Origin of the sequence: Stappia sp., from assembly GCF_048261845.1 — a bacterium.
GTDB lineage: Bacteria > Pseudomonadota > Alphaproteobacteria > Rhizobiales > Stappiaceae > Stappia.
In genome coordinates, this window is the sequence record NZ_JBLXFR010000002.1 from 1 (window position 1) to 20662 (window position 20662).

General features: G+C 66.6%; 22 protein-coding genes. 8 read left to right on the plus strand and 14 right to left on the minus strand.

Annotated elements, in window-relative coordinates:
* Both ACN0T5_RS01345 and ACN0T5_RS01350 read right to left on the minus strand, forming a co-directional pair.
* Positions 1–254: 5-(carboxyamino)imidazole ribonucleotide mutase (locus tag ACN0T5_RS01345; RefSeq protein ID WP_417766821.1), on the minus strand; the 254-nt coding region annotated here is incomplete at its 3' end.
* Between the two features lie 162 nt (positions 255–416).
* Positions 417–638, minus strand: a complete 222-nt coding sequence (locus ACN0T5_RS01350; protein WP_306027946.1) for a YdcH family protein — start codon at positions 636–638, stop codon at positions 417–419.
* Positions 639–1090: 452 nt separating this feature from the next.
* Here ACN0T5_RS01350 and ACN0T5_RS01355 point away from each other — a divergent pair, with 452 nt between their 5' ends.
* A complete protein-coding gene (locus tag ACN0T5_RS01355) occupies positions 1091–1270 on the plus strand; it encodes a YdcH family protein (RefSeq protein WP_306027947.1) in 180 nt (59 codons plus the stop codon).
* Between the two features lie 110 nt (positions 1271–1380).
* On the opposite strand, the gene ACN0T5_RS01360 is transcribed toward ACN0T5_RS01355, so the two are convergent.
* Together ACN0T5_RS01360 and ACN0T5_RS01365 are read right to left on the minus strand one after the other, a co-directional pair.
* Positions 1381–3018, minus strand: coding sequence for an acyl-CoA synthetase (locus ACN0T5_RS01360; protein WP_417766822.1), 1638 nt, complete (start codon positions 3016–3018; stop codon positions 1381–1383).
* A gap of 116 nt (positions 3019–3134) precedes the next feature.
* Positions 3135–3899, minus strand: coding sequence for a sulfite exporter TauE/SafE family protein (locus tag ACN0T5_RS01365; RefSeq protein ID WP_417766823.1), 765 nt, complete (start codon positions 3897–3899; stop codon positions 3135–3137).
* 258 nt (positions 3900–4157) lie between these two features.
* On the opposite strand from ACN0T5_RS01365, the gene ACN0T5_RS01370 reads away from it, so the two are divergent.
* The 4 genes from ACN0T5_RS01370 to ACN0T5_RS01385 all read left to right on the plus strand — a co-directional run bounded on the left by ACN0T5_RS01370 (position 4158) and on the right by ACN0T5_RS01385 (position 8546).
* Positions 4158–4940: an inositol monophosphatase family protein gene (locus tag ACN0T5_RS01370; RefSeq protein ID WP_417766824.1), complete on the plus strand. Its 783-nt coding sequence runs from the start codon at positions 4158–4160 to the stop codon at positions 4938–4940.
* 220 nt (positions 4941–5160) lie between these two features.
* Positions 5161–7068 (plus strand): propionyl-CoA synthetase, encoded by a 1908-nt coding sequence (locus ACN0T5_RS01375; RefSeq protein WP_417766825.1) that lies wholly within the window; start codon positions 5161–5163, stop codon positions 7066–7068.
* A gap of 174 nt (positions 7069–7242) precedes the next feature.
* Entirely contained in the window at positions 7243–8055 is an 813-nt protein-coding gene (locus ACN0T5_RS01380; RefSeq protein WP_417766826.1) for an SDR family NAD(P)-dependent oxidoreductase, read from the plus strand.
* A 74-nt stretch (positions 8056–8129) separates the two neighbouring features.
* Complete coding sequence (locus ACN0T5_RS01385) at positions 8130–8546, plus strand: GNAT family N-acetyltransferase (RefSeq protein WP_417766827.1); 417 nt, start codon at positions 8130–8132, stop codon at positions 8544–8546.
* A 50-nt stretch (positions 8547–8596) separates the two neighbouring features.
* Here ACN0T5_RS01385 and ACN0T5_RS01390 read toward each other — a convergent pair whose 3' ends face one another.
* Positions 8597–10501, minus strand: a complete 1905-nt coding sequence (locus ACN0T5_RS01390; RefSeq protein WP_417766828.1) for an ABC transporter transmembrane domain-containing protein — start codon at positions 10499–10501, stop codon at positions 8597–8599.
* Between the two features lie 329 nt (positions 10502–10830).
* Between ACN0T5_RS01390 and rpmE the strand changes: the two genes are divergently transcribed.
* A complete protein-coding gene (gene rpmE, locus ACN0T5_RS01395) occupies positions 10831–11055 on the plus strand; it encodes a 50S ribosomal protein L31 (protein WP_417766829.1) in 225 nt (74 codons plus the stop codon).
* Between the two features lie 132 nt (positions 11056–11187).
* Here the strand turns inward: rpmE and ACN0T5_RS01400 are convergent, their stop codons facing one another.
* Both ACN0T5_RS01400 and ACN0T5_RS01405 read right to left on the minus strand, forming a co-directional pair.
* Positions 11188–11733 carry a DUF1465 family protein gene (locus tag ACN0T5_RS01400; RefSeq protein ID WP_417766830.1) on the minus strand — a complete coding sequence of 182 codons (546 nt, stop codon included), beginning with the start codon at positions 11731–11733 and terminating at the stop codon, positions 11188–11190.
* 477 nt (positions 11734–12210) lie between these two features.
* Positions 12211–12405, minus strand: coding sequence for a DUF1192 domain-containing protein (locus tag ACN0T5_RS01405; protein WP_417766831.1), 195 nt, complete (start codon positions 12403–12405; stop codon positions 12211–12213).
* A 135-nt stretch (positions 12406–12540) separates the two neighbouring features.
* On the opposite strand from ACN0T5_RS01405, the gene ACN0T5_RS01410 reads away from it, so the two are divergent.
* The gene (locus tag ACN0T5_RS01410) at positions 12541–13551 is read left to right on the plus strand and encodes an NAD(P)H-quinone oxidoreductase (protein ID WP_417766832.1); all 1011 of its coding nucleotides are present in this window, start codon (positions 12541–12543) and stop codon (positions 13549–13551) included.
* 132 nt (positions 13552–13683) lie between these two features.
* Entirely contained in the window at positions 13684–14409 is a 726-nt protein-coding gene (locus ACN0T5_RS01415) for a DUF1013 domain-containing protein (RefSeq protein ID WP_417766833.1), read from the plus strand.
* A 69-nt stretch (positions 14410–14478) separates the two neighbouring features.
* On the opposite strand, the gene ACN0T5_RS01420 is transcribed toward ACN0T5_RS01415, so the two are convergent.
* The 7 genes from ACN0T5_RS01420 to ACN0T5_RS01450 form a co-directional block, all read right to left on the minus strand.
* Complete coding sequence (locus tag ACN0T5_RS01420) at positions 14479–14718, minus strand: DUF1272 domain-containing protein (RefSeq protein ID WP_417766834.1); 240 nt, start codon at positions 14716–14718, stop codon at positions 14479–14481.
* Between the two features lie 107 nt (positions 14719–14825).
* Positions 14826–15857, minus strand: coding sequence for a peptidoglycan -binding protein (locus tag ACN0T5_RS01425; protein WP_417766835.1), 1032 nt, complete (start codon positions 15855–15857; stop codon positions 14826–14828).
* Between the two features lie 40 nt (positions 15858–15897).
* Complete coding sequence (locus ACN0T5_RS01430) at positions 15898–16899, minus strand: flagellar motor protein MotA (protein ID WP_417766836.1); 1002 nt, start codon at positions 16897–16899, stop codon at positions 15898–15900.
* Positions 16900–17002: 103 nt separating this feature from the next.
* Positions 17003–17797: an inositol monophosphatase family protein gene (locus ACN0T5_RS01435; RefSeq protein ID WP_417766837.1), complete on the minus strand. Its 795-nt coding sequence runs from the start codon at positions 17795–17797 to the stop codon at positions 17003–17005.
* A gap of 101 nt (positions 17798–17898) precedes the next feature.
* Positions 17899–18462, minus strand: coding sequence for an elongation factor P (gene efp, locus ACN0T5_RS01440; RefSeq protein WP_417766838.1), 564 nt, complete (start codon positions 18460–18462; stop codon positions 17899–17901).
* 325 nt (positions 18463–18787) lie between these two features.
* Positions 18788–19969 (minus strand): SEL1-like repeat protein, encoded by a 1182-nt coding sequence (locus ACN0T5_RS01445; protein WP_417766839.1) that lies wholly within the window; start codon positions 19967–19969, stop codon positions 18788–18790.
* A gap of 32 nt (positions 19970–20001) precedes the next feature.
* Positions 20002–20646, minus strand: coding sequence for a thiamine phosphate synthase (locus tag ACN0T5_RS01450; protein ID WP_417766840.1), 645 nt, complete (start codon positions 20644–20646; stop codon positions 20002–20004).
* Positions 20647–20662: the final 16 nt, after the last annotated feature.

Below are 20662 nucleotides of genomic sequence, written 5' to 3' on the forward strand. Positions count from 1 at the left end.
GGCAGCGGCGTCATCGAGGCGGCCATGCCCGGCAGGTGGGCAGCGCCGCCGGCACCGGCGATCACCACCTTGAAACCGGCATCGCGGGCGCCCCTGGCAAAATCGTAGAGCCGCTCCGGGGTGCGGTGGGCCGAGACGATGCGCGCGTCGTGGGAGACGCCGAGCGCGTCCAGCGTTTCGGCGGCGTGCTTCATGGTCGGCCAGTCCGACTGACTGCCCATGATGATCGCCACCTGCGGTTTGTTCTCGCTCATGCGCGCCCCTGATTGCCCGTGCCGTGCCTGCTTGCCGCAGGTCAGCTTCCTGAAAGGCTCCGCACTATAGGCAGCGCCCTGCCGCGTGCAAGTGCGAAGGAAGGGGGGCGGTCATGCAAGGGGACGGAAGCGATCGCCGGCGATCCGGAAGGCGGCCGCGGATCAGGCGATGATGTCGGGAAGCAGCCGGTCTTCCAGCGTGGTGATGCGGTCCTTGAGCGCCAGTTTCTTCTTCTTCAGGCGCTGCATCTGAAGGGCGTCCGCCCGGCCCGTGCCGGCCATGGCGTCGATCGCCATGTCGAGGTCGCGATGCTCCTGTCGCAGCCGCGCCAGTTCGATCCGTACGGCCTTCTCGTCGATCTCGCTGCCCATGCCCGCATCCATGCCTTGTACTCCACACTGCCGGTATGACTGCCGGTATGACGTCGGGCCCCGAAATTCCGGGACGCATGCGCCGGGACGCCGCAACAGGACCCGGCCGTCCGGATCACGGCCGAAGAGGGCACGGCGCGTCCCGGTCCGCGCGGCCCTGCGCCACGCGCCGACCAGAATACCGCGTGCGCGCCCTCCTTGGTAGACCCTGCCGAACGGACGGGCGCATTCTCGTGGCGGGGACCCGGCGTCCCTTGTCCGCCTGCCGGTCATTTCGTCGCGCCTGCCCGGGGACGGCTGCCCGGGGCTTGACCCAGGGGGGAGAAACGAAATGCGGGCGCGACGTAAACCGGGCGGTAACGGCGAATGCATGTGACCCGTTCGCAGGCCCGGAACCGTTCGACAGACGCAGGCACCTATGTCACACTCCTGTCGTCAAACGCGAATAGGCAAGGAGGTTATCCATGTCCCTTCAGTCGCATCTGGTCGAGTTGAAGAAGCGCCACTCGGATCTCGAGAGGAAACTGGAAGAAGCGATGCGCCACCCGAGCGCGGACTCGCTCGAGATTGCAAACCTCAAGCGCCAGAAACTCCATCTCAAGGACGAGATCGAGAGGATCCGAACCAACGAGACACTGCACTGAAGTACCGTGCATGACACTTGCCGGCGGGTTTGCCCGCCGGTCGACATCAGAAGCCGCGGCAGTGCCGCGGCTTTTGTCGTTTTCGGGCGGGATTTCCGTCCGGGCGGGCGTCAGACCGACTTCGCCATCTCACGCAGCACGAATTTCTGCACCTTGCCGGTCGAGGTCTTCGGCAGTTCGGTGAAGACGACGTGGCGGGGGACCTTGAAGCGGGCAAGGCGCTCGCGGCAGAAGTCGATCATTTCCTGTTCCGTGACGCTGGTGCCGGGCCGCAATTCGACGAAGGCGCAAGGGGTCTCGCCCCACTTGTCGTCGGGCCGGGCGACAACGGCGGCAGCCATCACGTCGGGATGGCGGAACAGGGCGTCCTCCACCTCGATGGAGGAGATGTTCTCGCCACCGGAAATGATGATGTCCTTGGAGCGGTCCTTGAGCTGGATATAGCCGTCCTCGTGCAACACGCCGAGATCGCCGGAATGGAACCAGCCGCCGGCGAAGGCCTCGTCGGTCGCTTCCGGGTTTTTCAGGTAGCCCTTCATCACCACATTGCCGCGGAACATCACCTCGCCCAGCGTCTCGCCGTCGGCGGGCACCGGCTGCATGGTTTCCGGATCGAGCACGGTCAGATCCTCCAGCGCCACGTAACGCACGCCCTGGCGGGCCTTCAGCGCCGCCTGTTCGGCCGCCGGCCGCTCGTTCCACTCCACCTTCCAGTCGTTGACGACGGCGGGGCCGTAGACTTCGGTCAGCCCGTAGAGATGGGTGACGTTGAAGCCGGCCTCCTTCATTGCGGCAAGCACGGCTTCCGGCGGCGGCGCGGCGGCGGTGAAGAACTCGACGACGCGGCCCTCAAGGTCCCTCTTGTCGGTGTCGGCGGCGTTGAGGATCGTCGACATGACCACGGGAGCGCCGCACAGATGGGTGACGCCCTCGTCGGCAAGGGCGTCCCAGATCGGCTTTTGTCGCACCCAGCGCAGGCAGACATGGGTGCCGGCAACGACCGAGATCGACCAGGGAAAGCACCAGCCGTTGCAGTGGAACATCGGCAGGGTCCACAGATAGACCGGGTGCTTTGCCATCGAGGCGGTGAGAATGTTGGCCTGGGCGAGCAGATAGGCGCCGCGATGATGGTAGACGACGCCTTTCGGGTTGCCTGTCGTTCCCGATGTGTAGTTGAGCGAGATGGCGTCCCATTCGTCTGCCGGGAGCGACCAGGCGAAGTCCGGATCGCCGGAGGCGACGAAGGCCTCGTAGTCGAGCGTGCCGAGCCGCTCTCCCTCCTGCGGGAATTCCGGGTCGTCATAATCGATGACGAGCGGGGAAACGCTGGCGAGCGCCAGAGCCTCCTTCATCACGGGGGCGAATTCCCGGTCGGTGATGACGAGCTTCGTCTCCGCGTGGTCGAGCTGGAAGGCGAGGACGGCGGCGTCGAGCCGCGTGTTGAGCGAATGCAGCACGGCGCCGGTCATCGGCACGCCGTAATGGGCCTCGAGCATCGGCGGGGTGTTGGAGAGCATCACCGTGACCGTGTCGTTCTTGCCGATGCCCCGGGCGGCAAGGGCCGAGGCAAGCTGCCGTGCACGGGCATAGAACTGCGCGTAGGAGACGCGCTGCCGGCCATGAACGATGGCGGTCTGCGCCGGGAACACGTGGGCTGCCCGCGCCAGGAAGCTCAACGGGGAAAGAGGTGTGTGATTGGCGGCCGTCTTGTCGAGATCGCGCATGTAGGGATTGCCGTTGGCCGCCATTCGTTCCTCCGATTGTGTTGCGCGGGTTCCGTTGCGTCGAACGGTCTTCCGCCGGGATCATCAAAGCTTCAAAGGCGAATGCAATCAACCGCGATCAGGCCGGCAGAGGGACGCAATCACGCAAGCAGGTCGGACAGTCCGTCCCACAGCAGCTTGATGCCGATGATGCCGACCGCCGCGTAGGTGATGCGGTAGAAGAGCGCCGGCTTGATCCGCTTGACCGCAAAGGCACCGGCAAGCGTTGCCAGCGGCGCCAGCGGCAGCAGCACGGCGGAGGTCGCCAGATTGACCGTGTCGAACTGGCCGAGCGCGGCATAGGGCAGCAGCTTGATCGCGTTCATGGTGGTGAAGAAGATCACCGTGGTGCCGGCAAAGCGCACCGGGTCGAGCCTGAGCGGCAGCATGTAGATCTGGTAAGGCGGCCCGCCGGCATGGCTGACAAAGCTGGTGAAGCCGGCGATCAGGCCCCAGAAGCGGCCGGCAAGGGGCCGCTGGGGCTTCGGCTCGGCGCGCCGCGCGCCGCCGCGAAAGGCGTCGAGGGCGAAGAGGATGGCAACGAGGCCGACCAGCAGGCGCACATGCGCGTCGCTGACATAGGCGGCGGTCAGATAGCCGATGCCGATGCCGAGAATGGCGGCCGGCAGCAGGATCTTCAGGCTCGCCGTGTCGTATTTTCCGCGATAGGCGAAGAGCCCGGCCATGTCCATGACCACCAGAATCGGCAGCATGATGCCGGCCGCCTGCACCGGGGCGATGACGAGGCTCATCATCGGCACGCCGAGCAGCGACAGCGGCCCGCCGAAGCCGCCCTTGGCGAGGCCGACGAGGATCACCGCCGGAATGGCGAAGGCATAGAAGAGGGGATCGGCGATGGGATGCACGGGAGCGGGTCTCGCGGGGGGAGAGGCGGGCTTTTCAGCCTGCCGCCGGGGAGGGTGTCGTGGAAGGTCTTGCGGGTTCACGAAACGAACCGCAGGCAATGCCGCTCCCTTGTCCCGCCGCATGGCCGTCACGTCAAGTTCTCCGCATGACGGGAGAAAGGCGGTCGCCGGTACGGCACGGGCGGGATGCGCCCGGGGGTTTCCGTCATCCGGTCGTCACCCTGCGAGAACACATTCGGTGTTTTGCTGGAGGCATGCATGAGCGAACTCGACCGGATCCTTGCTGCGGCGTTGAGCCTTGCCGAGGCTGCCGCGGACATCTCGGCGCGGACGTGGCACGGTGATCCGGCCGTGACCTACAAGCCGGACGGCTCGTCGCTGACAGATGCGGACCTGTCCATCGAGACCTTGTGGCGTGAGGCGATACGACGGCAGTTTCCCGCGCATGGCATTCTTGGCGAGGAATACGGGCAGGAAACCGGCAGCAGTGCCTTCACGTGGGTCCTCGATCCGATCGACGGCACGCGCCAGTTTGCAACGGGATTGCTCCACTTCGCGTCGCTGATCAGCGTCTGCCGGGATGGCGTTCCGGTTCTGGGGATCGTCGATCTGCCCGCTCCGGGCGCGCGCCATGTCGCGGTGGAAGGGAGAGGCACGACCTTCGGCGGTCGCCCGGTTCGCTGCAGCGGACAGCGCGACCTTTGCGAGGCTGTCGTCAGCCTGGCAAATCCTGACAGTTTCCGAGGCGACAGCGCGCCGGGATATCGCCGGTTGCGCTCGTCCGGTCGGGTGAGGGTGTTCGACGGCGGCGCCGCCGCATACGGTGCGCTTTCCCGGGGGCTGATCGATGTCTGCCTCAACGGGGACGATCTGGATGCCTATGACATCTGCGCCTTGTGCCCCGTTGTGCAGGAAGCAGGCGGCCGGATCACCGACTGGAACGGGTTGCCTCTGTCGCTGGCATCAAGCGGCGCGATCGTTGCCAGTGCGACGCCGGACCTTCATTCCGTGGTCCTGGACCGGCTGGCACTGCGGTGTTGAACGCCGCCCCGCTGCCTACGCAGATCTCCCCTTCTCCGAATGTCTAGGGCGGCGAGGCTTGCCTTCGCGCTTTTGGTGACGGCACATACGCAGTCGAGCAGATCCGGTGTGCGGGCAGGGCGGGGAGGCCCTCGTGGACGGCGCCGGATGCAAGGAATGCCCGGCATGCGCAGTCTTCAGGGGCGGGCACGAGGGCAAGCGACAGGGAGGAAACGTCCAGATGGCCAGCCGCTATCACGAGGTCTACGAGGCATGGCAGCGCGACCCGGAGGCCTTCTGGGCCGAGGCCGCTGCCGAGATCGACTGGATGAAGCCGTGGGACAAGGTGTTCGACCCGGCGCTCGGCGGATACGGACAGTGGTTTGCCGGCGCCGAATGCAACACCTGCTACAACTGCCTCGACCGGCATGTGGAGCGCGGTCGCCCGGGCCAGCCGGCGATCATCTACGACAGCCCGATCACCGGAACCAAGGCGAGCTACACCTATGAGGAGACGCTGGAGCGGGTGAACGCGATGGCCGCGGTCCTTGTCGACCACGGCATCGGCAGGGGCGACCGGGTGATCATCTACATGCCGATGATCCCGGAAGCGGTGATGGCGATGCTGGCCTGCGCCCGTATCGGCGCCGTGCATTCGGTCGTCTTCGGCGGCTTTGCCGCGCGCGAACTGGCAACGCGCATCGACGACGCCACCCCGAGGGCGATCATCGCCGCGTCCTGCGGCATCGAGCCGGGCCGCGTCATCGCCTACAAGCCGTTGCTCGACGCGGCGATCGACATGGCGACCCACAAGCCGGACGCCTGTCTGGTGCTGCAACGGTCGCAGGCACCGGCCGAACTCACCCGGCCGCATGACCGGGATCTCGGCGCGCTGATGGACGAGGCGATGGCGCTCGGGCGCAAGATCGACTGCGTGCCGGTCAAGGCGACGGATCCGCTCTACATCCTCTACACCTCCGGCACCACCGGCCAGCCGAAAGGCGTCGTGCGCGACAATGGCGGGCACATGGTGGCGCTGAAGTGGACGATGGAGAACCACTATGGCGTCGAGCCGGGGGAGGTCTTCTGGGCGGCCTCCGACGTCGGCTGGGTGGTGGGCCATTCCTACATCGTCTACGCGCCGTTGCTGCAGGGGGCGACGACGGTCGTCTTCGAGGGAAAGCCTGTCGGCACGCCGGATGCCGGCACGTTCTGGCGGGTGATCGCCGAGCACAATGTGGTCGCGTTGTTCACCGCGCCGACGGCATTCCGGGCGATCAAGAAGGAGGATCCGGAGGGCAAGCTGATTCAGGCCCACGATCTTGCATCCTTCCGCACGCTGTTTCTGGCCGGCGAGCGCGCCGATCCGGATACGCTCGCCTGGGCCGAGGACAAGCTCGGCGTTCCCGTGATCGACCATTGGTGGCAGACGGAGACCGGCTGGCCGATCGTCGGCAATCCGGTGGGCCTTGGCATGCTGCCGGTCAAGCATGGCTCGCCGACGGTGCCGATGCCGGGTTACGACGTGCAGGTCATCGACGATGCCGGCCAGCCGGTGGCGACCGGGACGCTCGGCAACGTGGTGATCAGGCTGCCGCTGCCGCCGGGCTGCCTGCCGACCCTGTGGAACGCGCCGGAGCGCTTTCATGCAAGCTACCTGGAGGCGTTCCCGGGCTACTACCAGACGGCGGATGCCGGGATCATGGACGAGGACGGCTACCTCTTCGTCATGGCGCGCACCGACGACATCATCAATGTCGCCGGCCACCGGCTGTCGACGGGGGGCATGGAGGAGGTGCTGGCAAGCCACAAGGACGTTGCCGAATGCGCGGTCGTCGGAATTTCCGACAGTCTGAAGGGACAGGCGCCTTGCGGCTTCGTCGTGCTGAAAGCGGGTGTCAACCGGCCGCATTCCGAGATCGAGAAGGAGTTGGTGGCGCTGGTGCGCGAGAAGATCGGGCCGGTTGCCGCGTTCAAGCTGGCGATCACCGTCGACCGGTTGCCGAAGACGCGCTCCGGCAAGATCCTGCGGGCGACGATGCGGCAGATCGCCGACGGCGCCGACTACCGCATGCCGGCGACGATCGACGATCCGGCGATCCTCGACGAGATCGAAAGCGCCCTCAAGGAACGCGGGCTGGCGGTGTGACGCCGGCGGCGGATTTGCGGTAACGCAGCGTCCGCCTTGCCCCCGGCCGGCCGGAGCACCGGAACCCGGGAGATGTCGGCGCGGCTGATCGACAGGGAGCTCTTGCCGGCCTATGTTCGCGCGCATGGGGGATTATGTCCCGCCCCGGGACGCGTCCCCTGCCACTCATTCCGAATGACAGTTGCGAGGAACTCCGTGTCCCTGGAAAACAAGGTAGCCATCGTCACCGGCGCGGCCGGCGGCATCGGTTTCGCGATCGCCCGTCGCTTCCTGAGCGATGGTGCGAAGGTGGTCATCGCCGACGTGGACGACACGCGCGGCGAGGCGGCCGAGGCCGAACTCAAGGCGCTTGGCGAGGTGCGCTACGTGCATTGCAACGTGGCCGAGAAGCTCGACGTGCGCAATCTGGTGGCCGCGACGCTGGACGCGTTCGGCGACATCGACATCCTGGTGAACAATGCCGGCATCGTCATCGGCGGCGATTTCCTCGAGCTGGAGGAGGCGGATTTCGAGCGCGTCCTGGCGGTCAACCTGAAGGGCGCCTTCCTGTGCAGCCAAGCGGTCGCGCGCCACATGGTCGACAAGGTCAAGGAGGGCGGCAAGCCGGGCGTGATCATCAACATGTCGTCGGTGAATGCCGTCTTCGCCATTCCCAACCAGGTGCCCTACTCGGTTTCCAAGGGCGGGCTCAACCAGCTCACCAAGGTGGCGGCCCTGTCGCTGGCGCCCTACGGCATCCGCGTCAACGGCATCGGCCCGGGCTCGATCATGACGGAGATGCTGGCCTCGGTGAATTCCGACAAGGCGGCGCGCATGCGGGTGCTGTCGCGCACACCGCTCGGCCGGGTCGGCGAGCCGTCCGAGATTGCCGGCGTCGCGGCGTTCCTGGCCTCCGACGATGCGAGCTATGTCACCGGCCAGACGGTTTATGCCGATGGCGGCCGACTGCCGCTGAACTATACGGTGCCGGTCACCGAGGAAGACTGATCCCGGGTTCGTCCGGTGCCCGCAAGGGCGCCGGACGCAGCCTGACCCCCACCTGACTTTCCGGACACGCGAACATGCTCGAGATGCGCAGGACCGGCGATGCCTGTGACGAGGCGCGCCAGCGGATCCTGGACACGCTCACCGCCCATTCGGACGCGGCGGGCCATCCTTTTCGCCCGCAAACCCTCTCCCTGGAAGCGTGGGACGGGGAGACCTATCTCGGCGGCATCATTGCGCGCAGCGTTTCCGACTGGACCTTCATCGAGCTCCTCGCGGTGACCGAGGCCGCGCGCTCGCGCGGCATTGGCCGCAGCCTTGTCGAGGCCGTGGAGGAGGAGGCGCGGCGGCTGGGTTCCCTCGGCCTGTGGCTCGATACGTTTTCCTATCAGGCGCCGGACTTTTACCGGAAGCTGGGTTTCGAGGAATTCGGACGCATCAGCGACCATCCCCGCGGACGGGACCGGGTCTTCCTTCTCAAGCGGTTCGCCTGAACAGCGCAGCCGTCCTAGAGCAGACGCCCCGGAGGCGAGACGGTGTCCGCTCACTCCGGAAGGGGAAGCCTGTCGCGGGCCGGGGAAAAGGCCTGCGCGCCGCTTTCGAACTGCAGCTTGGCGAGCTTGGCGTAGAGGCCGCCGCTGGCGACGAGTTCCTCGTGACGACCGCTTTCCACGATCCGCCCGCCATCCATGACGATGATGCGGTCGGATTTCAGAACGGTGGCGAGACGGTGGGCGATGACCAGCGTGGTGCGACCCTGCATGAGTCGCTCCAGGGCGCCCTGGACAAGCGTCTCGCTCTCCGCGTCAAGCGCGCTGGTTGCCTCATCGAGAAGCAGGACGGGCGCGTCCTTGAGGATCGCCCGGGCGATGGCGACGCGCTGGCGCTGCCCGCCGGACAACGTCACGCCGCGCTCGCCGACCGGCGTGTCGTAGCCCTCCGGCATTGCCTTGATGAACAGGTCCGCGGACGCGGCGGTGGCCGCCGCCTCGATCTCGGCGCGGGTCGCATCCGGACGACCGAAGGCGATGTTCTCGGCGATGCTGGCGCCGAAAACCGTGGTGTCCTGAGGCACAAGCGCGATCTGGCGGCGAACCTCTTCCGGATCGCAGTCGCGCAGGTCGAGGCCATCGATGCGGACGGCGCCCGTGCCCGGGTCGTAGAAGCGCATCAACAGATGGAACAGCGTCGACTTGCCGGCGCCGGACGGGCCGACAATGGCGACGGTCTCGCCGGGCGCGACCGCAAGGTCGACGCCATGGAGGACGGGAAGTTCCCCCGCCTGCCGGTAGGAGAAACCGACGCGTTCGAAACGCACCTCTCCCGCGACGCGCTTCGGCAGCGGCCTGGGGTCGCGCGGGGCGGCGATCTCCGGTTCGATGCGCAGCAGTTCCGACAAGCGTTCGGCAGCGCCGGCGGCGAGCGAGATCTCGCCCCAGACCTGGCTGAGTTCGCCGAGCGCGCCGGCGGCGAAGATCGAATAGAGCAGGAACTGGCCGAGCTCTCCGGCAGTGATGCGGCCGTTGAAGACGTCGCTGGCGCCCACCCAAAGCACGGTGACGACGCTGGAGGCGATGACGAACATGGCGAAGGCGGTGAGCAGCGCGCGGGCGCGGATCGCCTTCAGCGCGGCGCCGAAGGCCTCCTCGACGGCAGCGGCGAAGCGCCGGCCGGCGAAGCGCTCGTTGGTGAAGGCCTGCAGGGTGCGGATTGCGCCGAGCGATTCCGAGGCATAGGCGGACGCGCCGGCGAGCGTGTCCTGCGCATGGCGGGAGCGCCGGCGCACGGAGCGGCCGAAAGCGATCAGCGGCAGGACGATGACGGGGATGGCGCCGAGCACGAACAGCGACAGGCGGGGGCTGGTCACCACCATCATGGCAGAGGCGCCGGCGAACATCATCAGGTTGCGCATGGCGATGGAGGCACTCGCACCGACCGCCGACTTGACCTGGGTCGCGTCCGCGGTGAGCCGGGAGACCATCTCGCCGGACCTGGCGCTGTCGAAATAGGCCGGCGACAGGCGCACCAGATGGGCGAAGACGTCGGCGCGCAGATCCGCAACGATGCGCTCGCCCAGCGAGGTGACGAGGTAGTAGCGCAGCGCGGAAAAGGTGGCGAGCGCGGCGGCAACGGCGATCAGCACGGAGAAATAGTTGTCGACCAGCGAGGGATCGTCCGCGCCGAAGCCGAAGTCGATCATCCGGCGGATCGCCACGGGCAGCAGCAATGTCGTGGCGGAGGCGCCCAGAAGTGCAAGGAACGCAAGCAGCACCCGGCCGCGATAGGTCGCCAGATAGGGCAGGAGGGCGGCCAGTGGCCGGATATCACGCTTGCCGCCGCGATCGGGCGATGATGGGGAACCGTATCGGGACACGTTTGTTGTTTTCTCCGTTGAGGCCCTTTCGGCGCGTGGCGATGCGAGGCCGCCTGTCGCAATCCGCCGGACCATAGCGGGTCGCGCAGGGCAGGCCAACCGGTTGCGCATGGTCCGATTGCCGCGCCGCCGGGCAGGAGCCGAGAGGGGTTCGAGAGGGAGGCAAGAGATCGCGTCGCGGCCTTGTTTTCCCGGGGCGGATAGGCTATAGGCTCGCGCTCAAGGTTTCGGCTCGCTCGTGCTTCCGGCGCGGGGGACCGCAAATTCGTGCAGTCGTCATGTGATGCGACTTCCGCCGGATGGCCGGGAGAGGCTTGCGTGACACGGCTCGCCGACACTGTTTCAACCAGAACGCGCCGCGCCTCCCCAGGGCCGGTGTCTGCCGCAGGCACGGGGACGAGAAGATGAAGAAGGACATTCATCCCGCATACCACTCGATCAAGGTGGTGATGACGGACGGCAGCGAGTTCCAGACCCGCTCCACCTATGGCGACGAGGGCGACACGCTGCAGCTCGACATCGATCCGCGCACGCATCCGGCGTGGACGGGCGGTGATCGCCAGCTGATGGACCGTGGCGGCCGCGTTTCGCGCTTCAAGAACAAGTATGCGGGTTTCCTCGGCAACTGATTGCCGGACGATCCGGCCCGGACTTTCGGGCACGAACAACAAAAAACCCCGGCCGTCTGGCCGGGGTTTTTTGTTGTGCACGGAACGAAGGGGCCTGCAGGCGGGGGCTCCCGCCTGCCATCGCCTGCGGGATCAGCGCAGGCGATCAGCGCCGCTTCCGGCGCCGAATGCGGCGGTCAGGACATTGAGCTGTGCCGCGACGGGATTTTCCGCGCGGACCTCGCCATGGCTGCTCTCGTGGATCATGCGGTCGAGATGAACGATGCGTTCCTGCAGGCGCACCGAACGCTCGATCAGGTCGCGAAGCTGCTCGGGCAGGTCCTGCCAGCCGGGGCCGCCACGCGTCGAGGAGAGCGTGTCGAGGCGCACCTTGTTCTTCTCGCTGCCGGCCTGCTCCGGCGACATCTCGCCTTCGTTGACTGCGCGCTGCAGCAGCAGCCAGGATGCCATCTGCATCAGGCGGGTTGTCAGGCGCATGGATTCGGTCGCATAGGCGAGCGAGGCCGCGCGCGGCAGGGACTTGGATTCCACCCGGCCGTCACCGTCGAGATAGGCCGCCGTCTCCTCGACCAGGGCCATGCCATCGCGAAACAGCGCCTGGAACATGTCCGAATTGGCCAGGCGATCGGCGAAGTCGATGGGTCCTTCCCGCCTCGTGGATGAGAACCAGTCCGTCATGTGCCAGTGCCTCCTGTTCCCTGTCTTCTTGTCTCAATGCTTGCGTGCCGCCACGCATCGGGGGGCCGGTGCCGGTTCGGGTTGCGTCTCTTTGGCGACGGGGATTGTCCCTTGCTGTCGCGTCTGTGGACACTTGTCCCGTTTTGGGCCGCAGCCGGCGGCGTCAACACTTGTCTCGCAATCATCGTGCCACGACAGAGGATCGCGAAAATCGCGACCGACCCGGGATACACCGAAGTGCCGGGCAAAAAAAGAGCCGCGTGGCCGCGGCTCGAAGTGATTAACAGGGAGGCGTCAAACAGAGTGGACAGGAGCCACTCGAAATCCAGATGACTGGATACCCCCAGTTATGATTTAGAAAGCTTAATGAATGGTAAATGTCTAAAATTTTAATGAAAGGCGCAACTTCACCCAAGGTCGCGCCCGGCGATTTCCCAAGTAAAAATCACCTCTTACACCAAGGTTGTTTGCATTGGTCTATTTTCGGAAGAGGGCATCCGCCGCGGCGAGCACGCCGCCGCGTGCGGACCGTTCGGCTTCCGTACGGTCGATCTCGCCCTGGAGCAGGAGGATCCTCGCGCCGAGTTCATCCACAGAAAGTCGGGAAAGGTCCTCTCCAACGACCACGGGGGTCGGCATGACCTGGGTCGGGAGGCTGTCATCCTGAGGCATCTGTCCTTGTCTCCTGGCAAAATGGCTCTTGCAGACCGGACAGGATGTCAGGCCCTTGGCCGTCCCGTCAATTGTCACGCCGCCCGCGAACGCTTAAACCGGAAGCTTGAAGCCAAGTCCGGGAGGGAAACGCCGATGACCGAAACGCCGCGCATGATGACCGCAATCGGCTTTGAAAGCCCCGGGGGGCCGGACGTTCTGGTGCCGATGGAGCGGCCGACGCCATCGGCTCGCGCGGGCGAAGTGCTGATCGAGGTGGCGGCAGCGGGCGTCAACCGTCCCGATGTGCTGCAGCGGATGGGAAGCTATCCGCCGCCGAAAGGCGTGACCGACATTCCAGGGCTCGAGGTGGCGGGCAGCGTGGTGTCCGTCGGCCCCGGTGTGACAGATCTGGCGCCGGGGGACCGCGTCTGCGCGCTGGTGCCGGGCGGCGGCTATGCGGACTATGTCACGGCTCCGGCCGGAAGCGTCCTGCCCGTGCCCGCCGGCCTGTCGATGACCGAGGCCGCGGCCCTGCCGGAGACGTTTTTCACCGTGTGGACCAATGTCTTCGACCGGGTCGGCCTGACATCGGGCGAACGGTTTCTCGTCCATGGCGGCACGTCGGGTATCGGCACGACCGCGATCCAGCTTGCCAAGGCCTTCGGGGCGGAGGTTTTCACGACCGTCGGATCGGAGGAGAAGGCGCAGGCGGCGCGTGCGCTCGGCGCAGCGCATGCGATCAACTACAACACGACCGACTTCGTCGAGGCGATCATGGCCGCGACCGGGGGCGAGGGTGTCCACGTGATCCTCGACATGGTCGGGGGCGACTATGTCGAGCGCAACTGGAAGGTGGCGGCGGTCGAGGGCCGCATCTGCCAGATCGCCACCCTCAACGGCGTTGCCGAGCAGGTCAATTTCTCGCGGCTGATGGTCAAGCGGCTGACGCATACCGGCTCGACGCTCCGGCCGCGCGATGCCGCGTTCAAGGCGGCGATCGCCACAAGCCTGCGCGAAAAGGTCTGGCCGCTGATCGAGGCAGGCACCGTGCGGCCCGTGATGGATTCAACCTTTCCGCTGCGTGAGGCCGCCGCCGCCCACGCCCGGATGGAAAGCTCGGGCCACATCGGAAAGATCGTGCTTTTGACTGATCACGGCGCGTGATCCATGTTTGATTTCGGGGCGGGGAGCGCGTATAAGCCTTGCAGTTCCCCTTCCATGCGACAGATTTAGGCTTTGCCGGTTCCTGCGCTTCAAGTGCGGGCCCTCGGCGGAGCGAACAGGAGGCATTTACACATGGCGACCACTCCCTTGATGCCCAAGGCGACGGCCGTGTGGCTCGTGGATAACACGTCCCTCAGCTTCGAACAGATTGCGGACTTCTGCAAACTGCACCCGCTTGAGGTCAAGGCGATCGCCGATGGCGAGGCGGCTCAGGGTATCAAGGGCCTCGACCCCGTCATGACCGGGCAGCTGACACGCGAGGAGATCGAGAAGGCACAGGGCGATGTCGCCTACCGGTTGAAGCTCCAGGAGACCAAGACCCGGGTGCCGGAGAGCAAGCGCAAGGGGCCGCGCTACACGCCGGTGTCGCGCCGCCAGGACCGGCCGAACGCCATTCTCTGGCTGGTGCGCAACCATCCCGAACTCAAGGATGCGCAGATCATGCGGATGGTCGGCACCACCAAGCCGACGATCCTGGCGATCCGCGAGCGCACCCACTGGAACTCCAACAACCTGACGCCGATGGACCCGGTGACGCTGGGCCTGTGCAGCCAGATCGAGCTCGACATGGAAGTCGAGAAGGCCTCGAAGAACCTGCCGCCGCGCCCCGAGGGCGAGTATGTCGAGGAGACGCTGCTGCCGGTCGACGAGACGACGTCGGAAGACGCCATGGCGGCCGCCTTCGCCCGGCCCGCGCCGTCGCAGCCCAAGGACGAAGAGATCGACGCCGACGCCGTCTTCGCCAAGCTCAACTCGCTCAAGGGCAAGAAGGCCGACGAGGACGAAGACGAAGACTGAACCTGGCGCGCGCCACGGAAAAACGGCAAGGCCGCCCGAATTTCGGGCGGCCTTTCTTGTGGGCGAATGTCAGACGCAGCCGGCCTGCTTGACCACCCGCCGGGTCGATGGCGGATGTTTGGCCAGTTTCGCGGCCGGCCGGATCGGCCGCCTGGTGAAATTGCCGCCGCAATTCGGGCAGCGGCCTTTCAGGACATTTTGCACGCAGTCGCTGCAAAAGGTGCATTCGTAGGTGCAGATCATCGCGTCTTCGGAATCCGGGGGCAGGTCCCGGTCACAGCACTCACAGCCAGGGCGAAGTTCGAGCATGGCGAGGTCCTCCTCGCACAAGGGCTAGCCGAGGCAGGATCGGCCGGTAAAGAACCAGTCGGCGACGATATCGCCAAACCGGTCGCCAAACCGGCAGGCGGCCCGGGTCAGCGCTCCGTCAGTTTCAGCTCGATGCGACGGTTGCGGGCAAGCGCCTCGTCGCTGTTGCCGTCCTCCAGCGGCTGGAATTCGCCGAAGCCGGCGGCAACCAGCCGTTTGGGATCGACGCCCTGGTCGATGAGATAGCGGACCACGGAAATGGCGCGGGCCGCCGACAGTTCCCAGTTGTTGCGGAAGCGGCCCGTTCCCGAAAGCGGGCGGGCATCGGTGTGGCCGTCGACGCGGAGCACCCAGTTGATCTCCGCCGGGATCTGGACGGCGAGTTCCTTGATCGCGTCGGCGAGCTTCTGCAGCTCCGCCTCGCCCTCCGGGTTGATCGTCTCGGCGCCGGAAGAGAACAGGACCTCGGACTGGAACACGAAGCGGTCGCCGACGACGCGGATGTCGGAGCGCTGCGACAGGATCTCGCGCAGCCGGCCGAAGAAGTCCGAGCGGTAGCGCGACAGTTCCTGCACGCGCTGGGCCAGCGCCACGTTGAGCCTGCGGCCGAGGTCGGCGATCTTCGCCTGGCTCTCCCGGTCGCGGTTCTCGGAGGCGTCAAGCGCATCCTCGAGAGCGCCGATCTGGCGGCGCAGGGCGGAGATCTGCTGATTGAGCAGTTCCACCTGCGACAGGGCGCGTTGCGAGATGCGGCGCTCCTCGTCGAGCGCGCTCTCGACCCCGGCAAGCGCGCCGCCCGTTTCGTCGGCGCGACTTGAAGAGGCGTCGAGCAGGCCCTGGAGCCGCTCGCGCTCGGCTTCGGAATCGCCGAGATTGGCGGACAGGGAGGCGATCGTGTCCTGCAGGTCGCGGCCGGAGGCGCGCTCGAGCGCGAGCAGTTCGGTCAGTTCGCTGATCTGGGCGTTGAGACGGTTGAGCACCGTGTCGCGGCCGGACAATTGCTGGCCGAGGAAGAACTGGGCGAGGACGAAGATCGACAGCAGGAAGATGATGACGAGCAGCAGCGAGGCCATCGCGTCGACAAAGCCCGGCCAGTAGTCCGTGCGTGCGTCCCGCCGCCTCATCCGCGTGCCGGCCATGGTCAGTCCGTTTCCTTGCGGCGCGTCATCCGGCGCCGCATCACTTCGGCTCGTCCTTGATGCGCTCGAAGGCGCTCGACATGGAGCGCAGCAGCTTCTCGATGCGCTTCTGCTGCTCCGACTGCTCGTCGGCCCAGTCCCGCATCATCTGCTGTTCGTTGCGCACGTGCTGGACAAGGCCCTGGATGCCCTCGGCGAGATTGGCCATCGCCACGGCCGCGTTCCGGCCGGCGCCGCCGCCACCTTCGGCCACGGCCTTGCGCAGGCTGTCGATGGCAAAGCGCAGCTCCACGAGGCCGGACGCACTGCCACCGCCCTCCTCCGGCTCGATGTCGGTCAGCGTGGACAGCCAGTCCTCCAGCTCGTTGTAGAAGCGGTTCTGGGCCTGTCCGGTCTGCAGGTCGAGGAACCCCAGGATGAGCGATCCCGTCAGGCCGAAAAGGGAGGAGGAGAACGCCGTGCCCATGCCGGAGAGCGGCGCCTCGAGGCCGGCCTTGAGGTCCTCGAAGATGACATTGGCATCGCCCGACCCGACATCGAGGCTCTGGATCGTGACGTTGACGGACCCGACTGTCTGCAGCAGGCCCCAGAACGTGCCGAGCAGGCCGAGAAAGACGAGCAGGCCGGTCAGGTAGCGCGCCATCTCGCGCGCCTCGTCGAGGCGCATGCCGATGGAATCGAGTATCGAGCGCATCGTCGCCGGCGACAGGATCGTCTCGCCGGCCCGGTTGCCGAGCAGGGTCGCCATCGGGGCGAGGAGCACGGGCGGGCGGCGCACCTCGATGCCCGGATCGCCAAGGCGGAAACCGTTGACCCAGTTGACCTCCGGCATCAGGCGAATCACCTGGCGGATGGCAAGCAGGATGCCGACGAGGCCCGTGCCGATGATCAGCCCGTTGAGACCGGGGTTGCTCATGAAGGCGGAGGCGATCTGGCGGTAGAGGATCAGCGCGATAAACGCGACCACCGCCAGGAAAATCATCATCCGGATCAGATAGACCCAGGGGCTGGACAGGCTGTACGGATCGTAGGCACGCGCCATGACGGCTTGTCTTCTCCCGGTTTTAGGACAAGCCCTTGATAGCGTGATTTTCCCCGCAGTGAAAAGCCGTAAAGTGCCAGGCCATGCGGCCGGTGCGTGCCGGTCAGCTCCGGGCGTTGACGAGCAGCTTGCGCAACTGGCCCTGGACCTGCTCGTTTCCGGCAACGATCGAGCGGGTTTCGAACATCTGGTCCCCGCCATCGATATCGGTGACGTAGCCGCCCGCCTCACGCACCATCAGCAGGCCGGCAGCCATGTCCCAGGGCGACAGGCCATGCTCCCAGAACCCGTCATAGCGTCCGGCAGCCGTCCAGGCGAGATCGAGGGCCGCGGCGCCGCAGCGGCGCAGGCCGGCGACTTCGCCCATGACGTGGCGGATCTCCTTCAACGAGCGGGCATGGTCGCCGACGCCGAGGAAGGGAATGCCGGTGCCGATGACGCAGTCCGGCAGCGACTTGCGCGCCGCAACCCGCAGGCGGCGATCGTTCATGAAGGCGCCGCGGCCGCGTTCGGCGGTGAACAGCTCGTCCATCGCCGGGTTGTAGATCACGCCGGCGACGATCACGCCCTCGCGCTCGAGCGCGATCGAGACGTTGAAGATCGGGATGCCGTGCAGGAAGTTCGTCGTGCCGTCGAGCGGGTCGACGATCCAGCGGTGCTGGGGGTCCTCGCCCTTGATGACACCGGATTCCTCCATGAGGAAACCGTAGTCCGGACGTGCCTTCTGCAGCTCCGTGCGGACGATCTTTTCGGCGGCGATGTCGGCGGCGGAGACGAAATCGCTCGGCCCCTTGCGCGAGACCTGCAGGTTCTCCACCTCGCCGAAGTCGCGGGCGAGGCTGCGACCGGCCTTGAGCGCGGCCTGGACCATGACATTGAGAATAGCGGAGCGGGACATTGCGTTACCTGGCAGGTGTCGGCGCGCGCCGGCAGGCGGTGCGCGGAAGAAGGGGAGAGCCGCCGGCGACCAGTGGCTGCCGGCGGGAAGGACAGCGAAGCTCAGTCGGCGCGGCGCACGTATTCGACGAGTTCGGTGTCGACGACGATGCGCTCGCCGGCGGTGATGAACGGCGGCACCATGACGCGAACGCCGTTTTCCAGAATGGCGGGCTTGTAGGACGAGGACTGCGTCTGGCCCTTGACCACGGCGTCGGCCTCGGTGATCTCGAGCGTCACATACTGGGGTAGGGTGATGCCGATCGGCTTCTCCTCGTGCAGCTCCAGCGTCACCATCATGCCGTCCTGCAGGAACGCGGCACGCTCGCCGACGAAATCGGCCTGCAGCTCGATCTGCTCGTAGGTTTCGGTGTCCATGAAGACGAGCATCTCGTCCTGCGGATACAGGAACTGGAAGTCCTTCTGCTCGAGGCGGACGCGCTCGACCTTGTCGGCGGAGCGGAAGCGCTCGTTGAGCTTGCGCCCGTCGATGAGGTTCTTCATCTCGATCTGGGCGAAGGCGCCGCCCTTGCCGGGCTTGACGTGCTCCGCCTTGACCACCGCCCACAGGGTCTCCTGGTGCAGCAGCACATTGCCGGGCTTGATTTCGTTGCCGTTGATTTTCATGAATTCGGTTTCCGTCTCTGGCTGCCTTGCGGCTCCGCGCGCGGAGCGCGCGCGATCCGGCGGGGTCTGGTTTTGCTCATGCCCCTTCGGCGGGTCGCGTGCGGGGTGTGCCGGATGTGGCAAAAATCCTGGCCGCCGTCACGGGCCCGCGCGCCTCTCGCCGGACAGGTGCCGCGCCGGTCCTTCTGCCTGCCGCGAGACGCGGAACGGCCGGGAGCGGGCACGATGTTCGGTGCGCGGCCTGTCCACCACACTTCGGGTCGCCAATCAAGCAAAAACGCGGAATGCGGGCCCCGGAGCGTGCGGGATCGGCGGGTAGGTCGGCTCAGGGGGTCTCGGACAAAGATTCGGGCGCGGGCGTGTCGAGCACCGTGGAATAGCCTTGCGCGAAGCTCTCCGCCTTCTGCCTGGTCTCCTCATCAATGGCCGTCAGAACGCCGTCGAGTTCCAGGTCGGAGATGCCGAGCGCCCGCGCGGCAAGGTGCCAGCCGGCGGCTTTTTCGAGGTCCACCGGACGCCCGCGACCAAAGGCATAGAGGCGAGCAAGGCGGTTCATGGCGACCGGGTTGCCAGCCGTGGCTGCCCGCTCGAACCAGTCGGCCGCTTCCGCCTCGTCGGGCGCGACGCCACGGCCGTTGAAACGCAGGATGGCGTAGCGGACCTGGGCGCCGACATGACCCTGGCGAGCGGCGCGGCCCATCCAGAACGCGGCCCGGCCCTCGTCACGGATGTCGGCGGGACCGTCGAGGTGGAACTGGGCCAGCTGGAAGCGGGCGTCGACATCGCCGAGTTCGGCGGCCTTCTGGAGCAGCTCAAGCGCCTTGTCCGGGTCGAACGGGCGGCCCTCGCCGGTGCGGTGGAGGCCGGCGAGATTGTAGATTGCCTCCGAGATGCCGGCCTTGGCAGCGATCTCGAACATGTCGCCGGCGGCGGCGTTGTCCTGTTCGACGCCGATCCCGTTGAGAAGCATCAGGCCGTAGCGGAGAGCGGCAGGGATGTTGCCGCCCTTGGCGGCCAGTTCATACCAGCTCGCAGCCTTGCGTGCGTCGCGTGGCACGCCGTGCCCTGTCTCATAGAGGACGCCGAGCAAGGTCTGTGCAGCGGTGTCGCCGGCTTCGGCGCGCGGGGTGGCAAGGGACAGGGCGGTGAGGTACCAGCCGCGCTGGAAGGCCCCGTAGGCATAGTCGCGGGTTTCCCCCTCGACATCGAGCGGCAGCGGCGGCTGCACGGCGACCGGCGGGGAGAGGACCGGAATGTCTTCCTCCCCGTTCTGCGCCTTGGGCACGATCGGAGGAAGATTGATGGTCTGGTCCGCCGCGGCTTCGCCGGCGTCGACCGCAGCATCCGCGTCGCCGGTCGGGGCGAGGGGAGCAGCTTCAGGGGTCGGAACAGCGGAGGTGGTGTCCGAAGGGACAGCGCCGTCGGTGGCCGTCTGCGCGAAGGCAGGCCGGAGCAGGGCAGTCTCGACCAGTGCGATCTGGGCCGCGGCGAGCAGCACGGCCAGCATGCCTTTCCCCAAGAGATGCCGTCCGGCGCGGGTCATCCGTTGTCGACCTCACCCAGTTCGTGGCGCGAGAGGATCTCGTTGGCGGCGCGGACCGCCACTTCGGGGCCGTCCGGATGGTCCCAGATGGCGGCCCGGGCGGCGACGAAATCGGCGCCGGTGGCGGCGGCGGTCTCGATGCCGGCAAGTGCGTGCCCGCTGAGGGCAACGCATGGCGTCTCGAACATCTCCGCCCACCAGGCGGCGAAGTCGAGCGTCTTGCGGTGCGGTTCCTCGTCCTCTTCCCGGGCAAGAAGGCCGAAGAAGACATAGTCGACGCCGAGCTCGGCGGCGGTCATCGCATCGTGCCTGGTGCGAATGTCGCCGACACCGACAATGCCGGCCGGGCGGAACGTTTCAAGCGCCTGCTTCAGGTCGTCCATGCCGGTATCGACATGGATGCCATCGGCGCGGCTGCGCCCGGCCGTGCGGCTGTCATTGTGGATGAGTACGGCGGTTCCGGCCTTCTGCGCCATGGGAACGATGCGTTCGGCGATCTTCTGGAAGCCGTTTTCGCCCCAGCCGCCATCGGCAATCATCAGGCAGGCGACGTCGCCACCGGAAAGCGCTGCCGCGAGCTGGTCCGGGAAGCGGTCGATGTCGAGATCTTCAGGTGTAATCAGGTACAGGCGCGGGTGCACGGCGCGTGTCCTTCCG

What these genes read in the sequence shown, in the direction of transcription:
- ACN0T5_RS01445 (WP_417766839.1), bottom strand. Translation starts at nt 19,969, where the DNA reads ATGCTGGCCGTGCTGCTCGCCGCGGCCCAGATCGCACTGGTCGAGACT.
- ACN0T5_RS01430 (WP_417766836.1), bottom strand. Translation starts at nt 16,899, where the DNA reads ATGGCGCGTGCCTACGATCCGTACAGCCTGTCCAGCCCCTGGGTCTAT.
- ACN0T5_RS01425 (WP_417766835.1), bottom strand. Translation starts at nt 15,857, where the DNA reads ATGGCCGGCACGCGGATGAGGCGGCGGGACGCACGCACGGACTACTGG.
- ACN0T5_RS01435 (WP_417766837.1), bottom strand. Translation starts at nt 17,797, where the DNA reads ATGTCCCGCTCCGCTATTCTCAATGTCATGGTCCAGGCCGCGCTCAAG.
- ACN0T5_RS01355 (WP_306027947.1), top strand. Translation starts at nt 1,091, where the DNA reads ATGTCCCTTCAGTCGCATCTGGTCGAGTTGAAGAAGCGCCACTCGGAT.
- ACN0T5_RS01370 (WP_417766824.1), top strand. Translation starts at nt 4,158, where the DNA reads ATGAGCGAACTCGACCGGATCCTTGCTGCGGCGTTGAGCCTTGCCGAG.
- ACN0T5_RS01420 (WP_417766834.1), bottom strand. Translation starts at nt 14,718, where the DNA reads ATGCTCGAACTTCGCCCTGGCTGTGAGTGCTGTGACCGGGACCTGCCC.
- ACN0T5_RS01385 (WP_417766827.1), top strand. Translation starts at nt 8,130, where the DNA reads ATGCTCGAGATGCGCAGGACCGGCGATGCCTGTGACGAGGCGCGCCAG.
- ACN0T5_RS01380 (WP_417766826.1), top strand. Translation starts at nt 7,243, where the DNA reads ATGACAGTTGCGAGGAACTCCGTGTCCCTGGAAAACAAGGTAGCCATC.
- ACN0T5_RS01390 (WP_417766828.1), bottom strand. Translation starts at nt 10,501, where the DNA reads ATGGTCCGGCGGATTGCGACAGGCGGCCTCGCATCGCCACGCGCCGAA.
- ACN0T5_RS01415 (WP_417766833.1), top strand. Translation starts at nt 13,684, where the DNA reads ATGGCGACCACTCCCTTGATGCCCAAGGCGACGGCCGTGTGGCTCGTG.
- efp (WP_417766838.1), bottom strand. Translation starts at nt 18,462, where the DNA reads ATGAAAATCAACGGCAACGAAATCAAGCCCGGCAATGTGCTGCTGCAC.
- ACN0T5_RS01405 (WP_417766831.1), bottom strand. Translation starts at nt 12,405, where the DNA reads ATGCCTCAGGATGACAGCCTCCCGACCCAGGTCATGCCGACCCCCGTG.
- ACN0T5_RS01375 (WP_417766825.1), top strand. Translation starts at nt 5,161, where the DNA reads ATGGCCAGCCGCTATCACGAGGTCTACGAGGCATGGCAGCGCGACCCG.
- ACN0T5_RS01360 (WP_417766822.1), bottom strand. Translation starts at nt 3,018, where the DNA reads ATGGCGGCCAACGGCAATCCCTACATGCGCGATCTCGACAAGACGGCC.
- ACN0T5_RS01400 (WP_417766830.1), bottom strand. Translation starts at nt 11,733, where the DNA reads ATGACGGACTGGTTCTCATCCACGAGGCGGGAAGGACCCATCGACTTC.
- rpmE (WP_417766829.1), top strand. Translation starts at nt 10,831, where the DNA reads ATGAAGAAGGACATTCATCCCGCATACCACTCGATCAAGGTGGTGATG.
- ACN0T5_RS01350 (WP_306027946.1), bottom strand. Translation starts at nt 638, where the DNA reads ATGGATGCGGGCATGGGCAGCGAGATCGACGAGAAGGCCGTACGGATC.
- ACN0T5_RS01410 (WP_417766832.1), top strand. Translation starts at nt 12,541, where the DNA reads ATGACCGAAACGCCGCGCATGATGACCGCAATCGGCTTTGAAAGCCCC.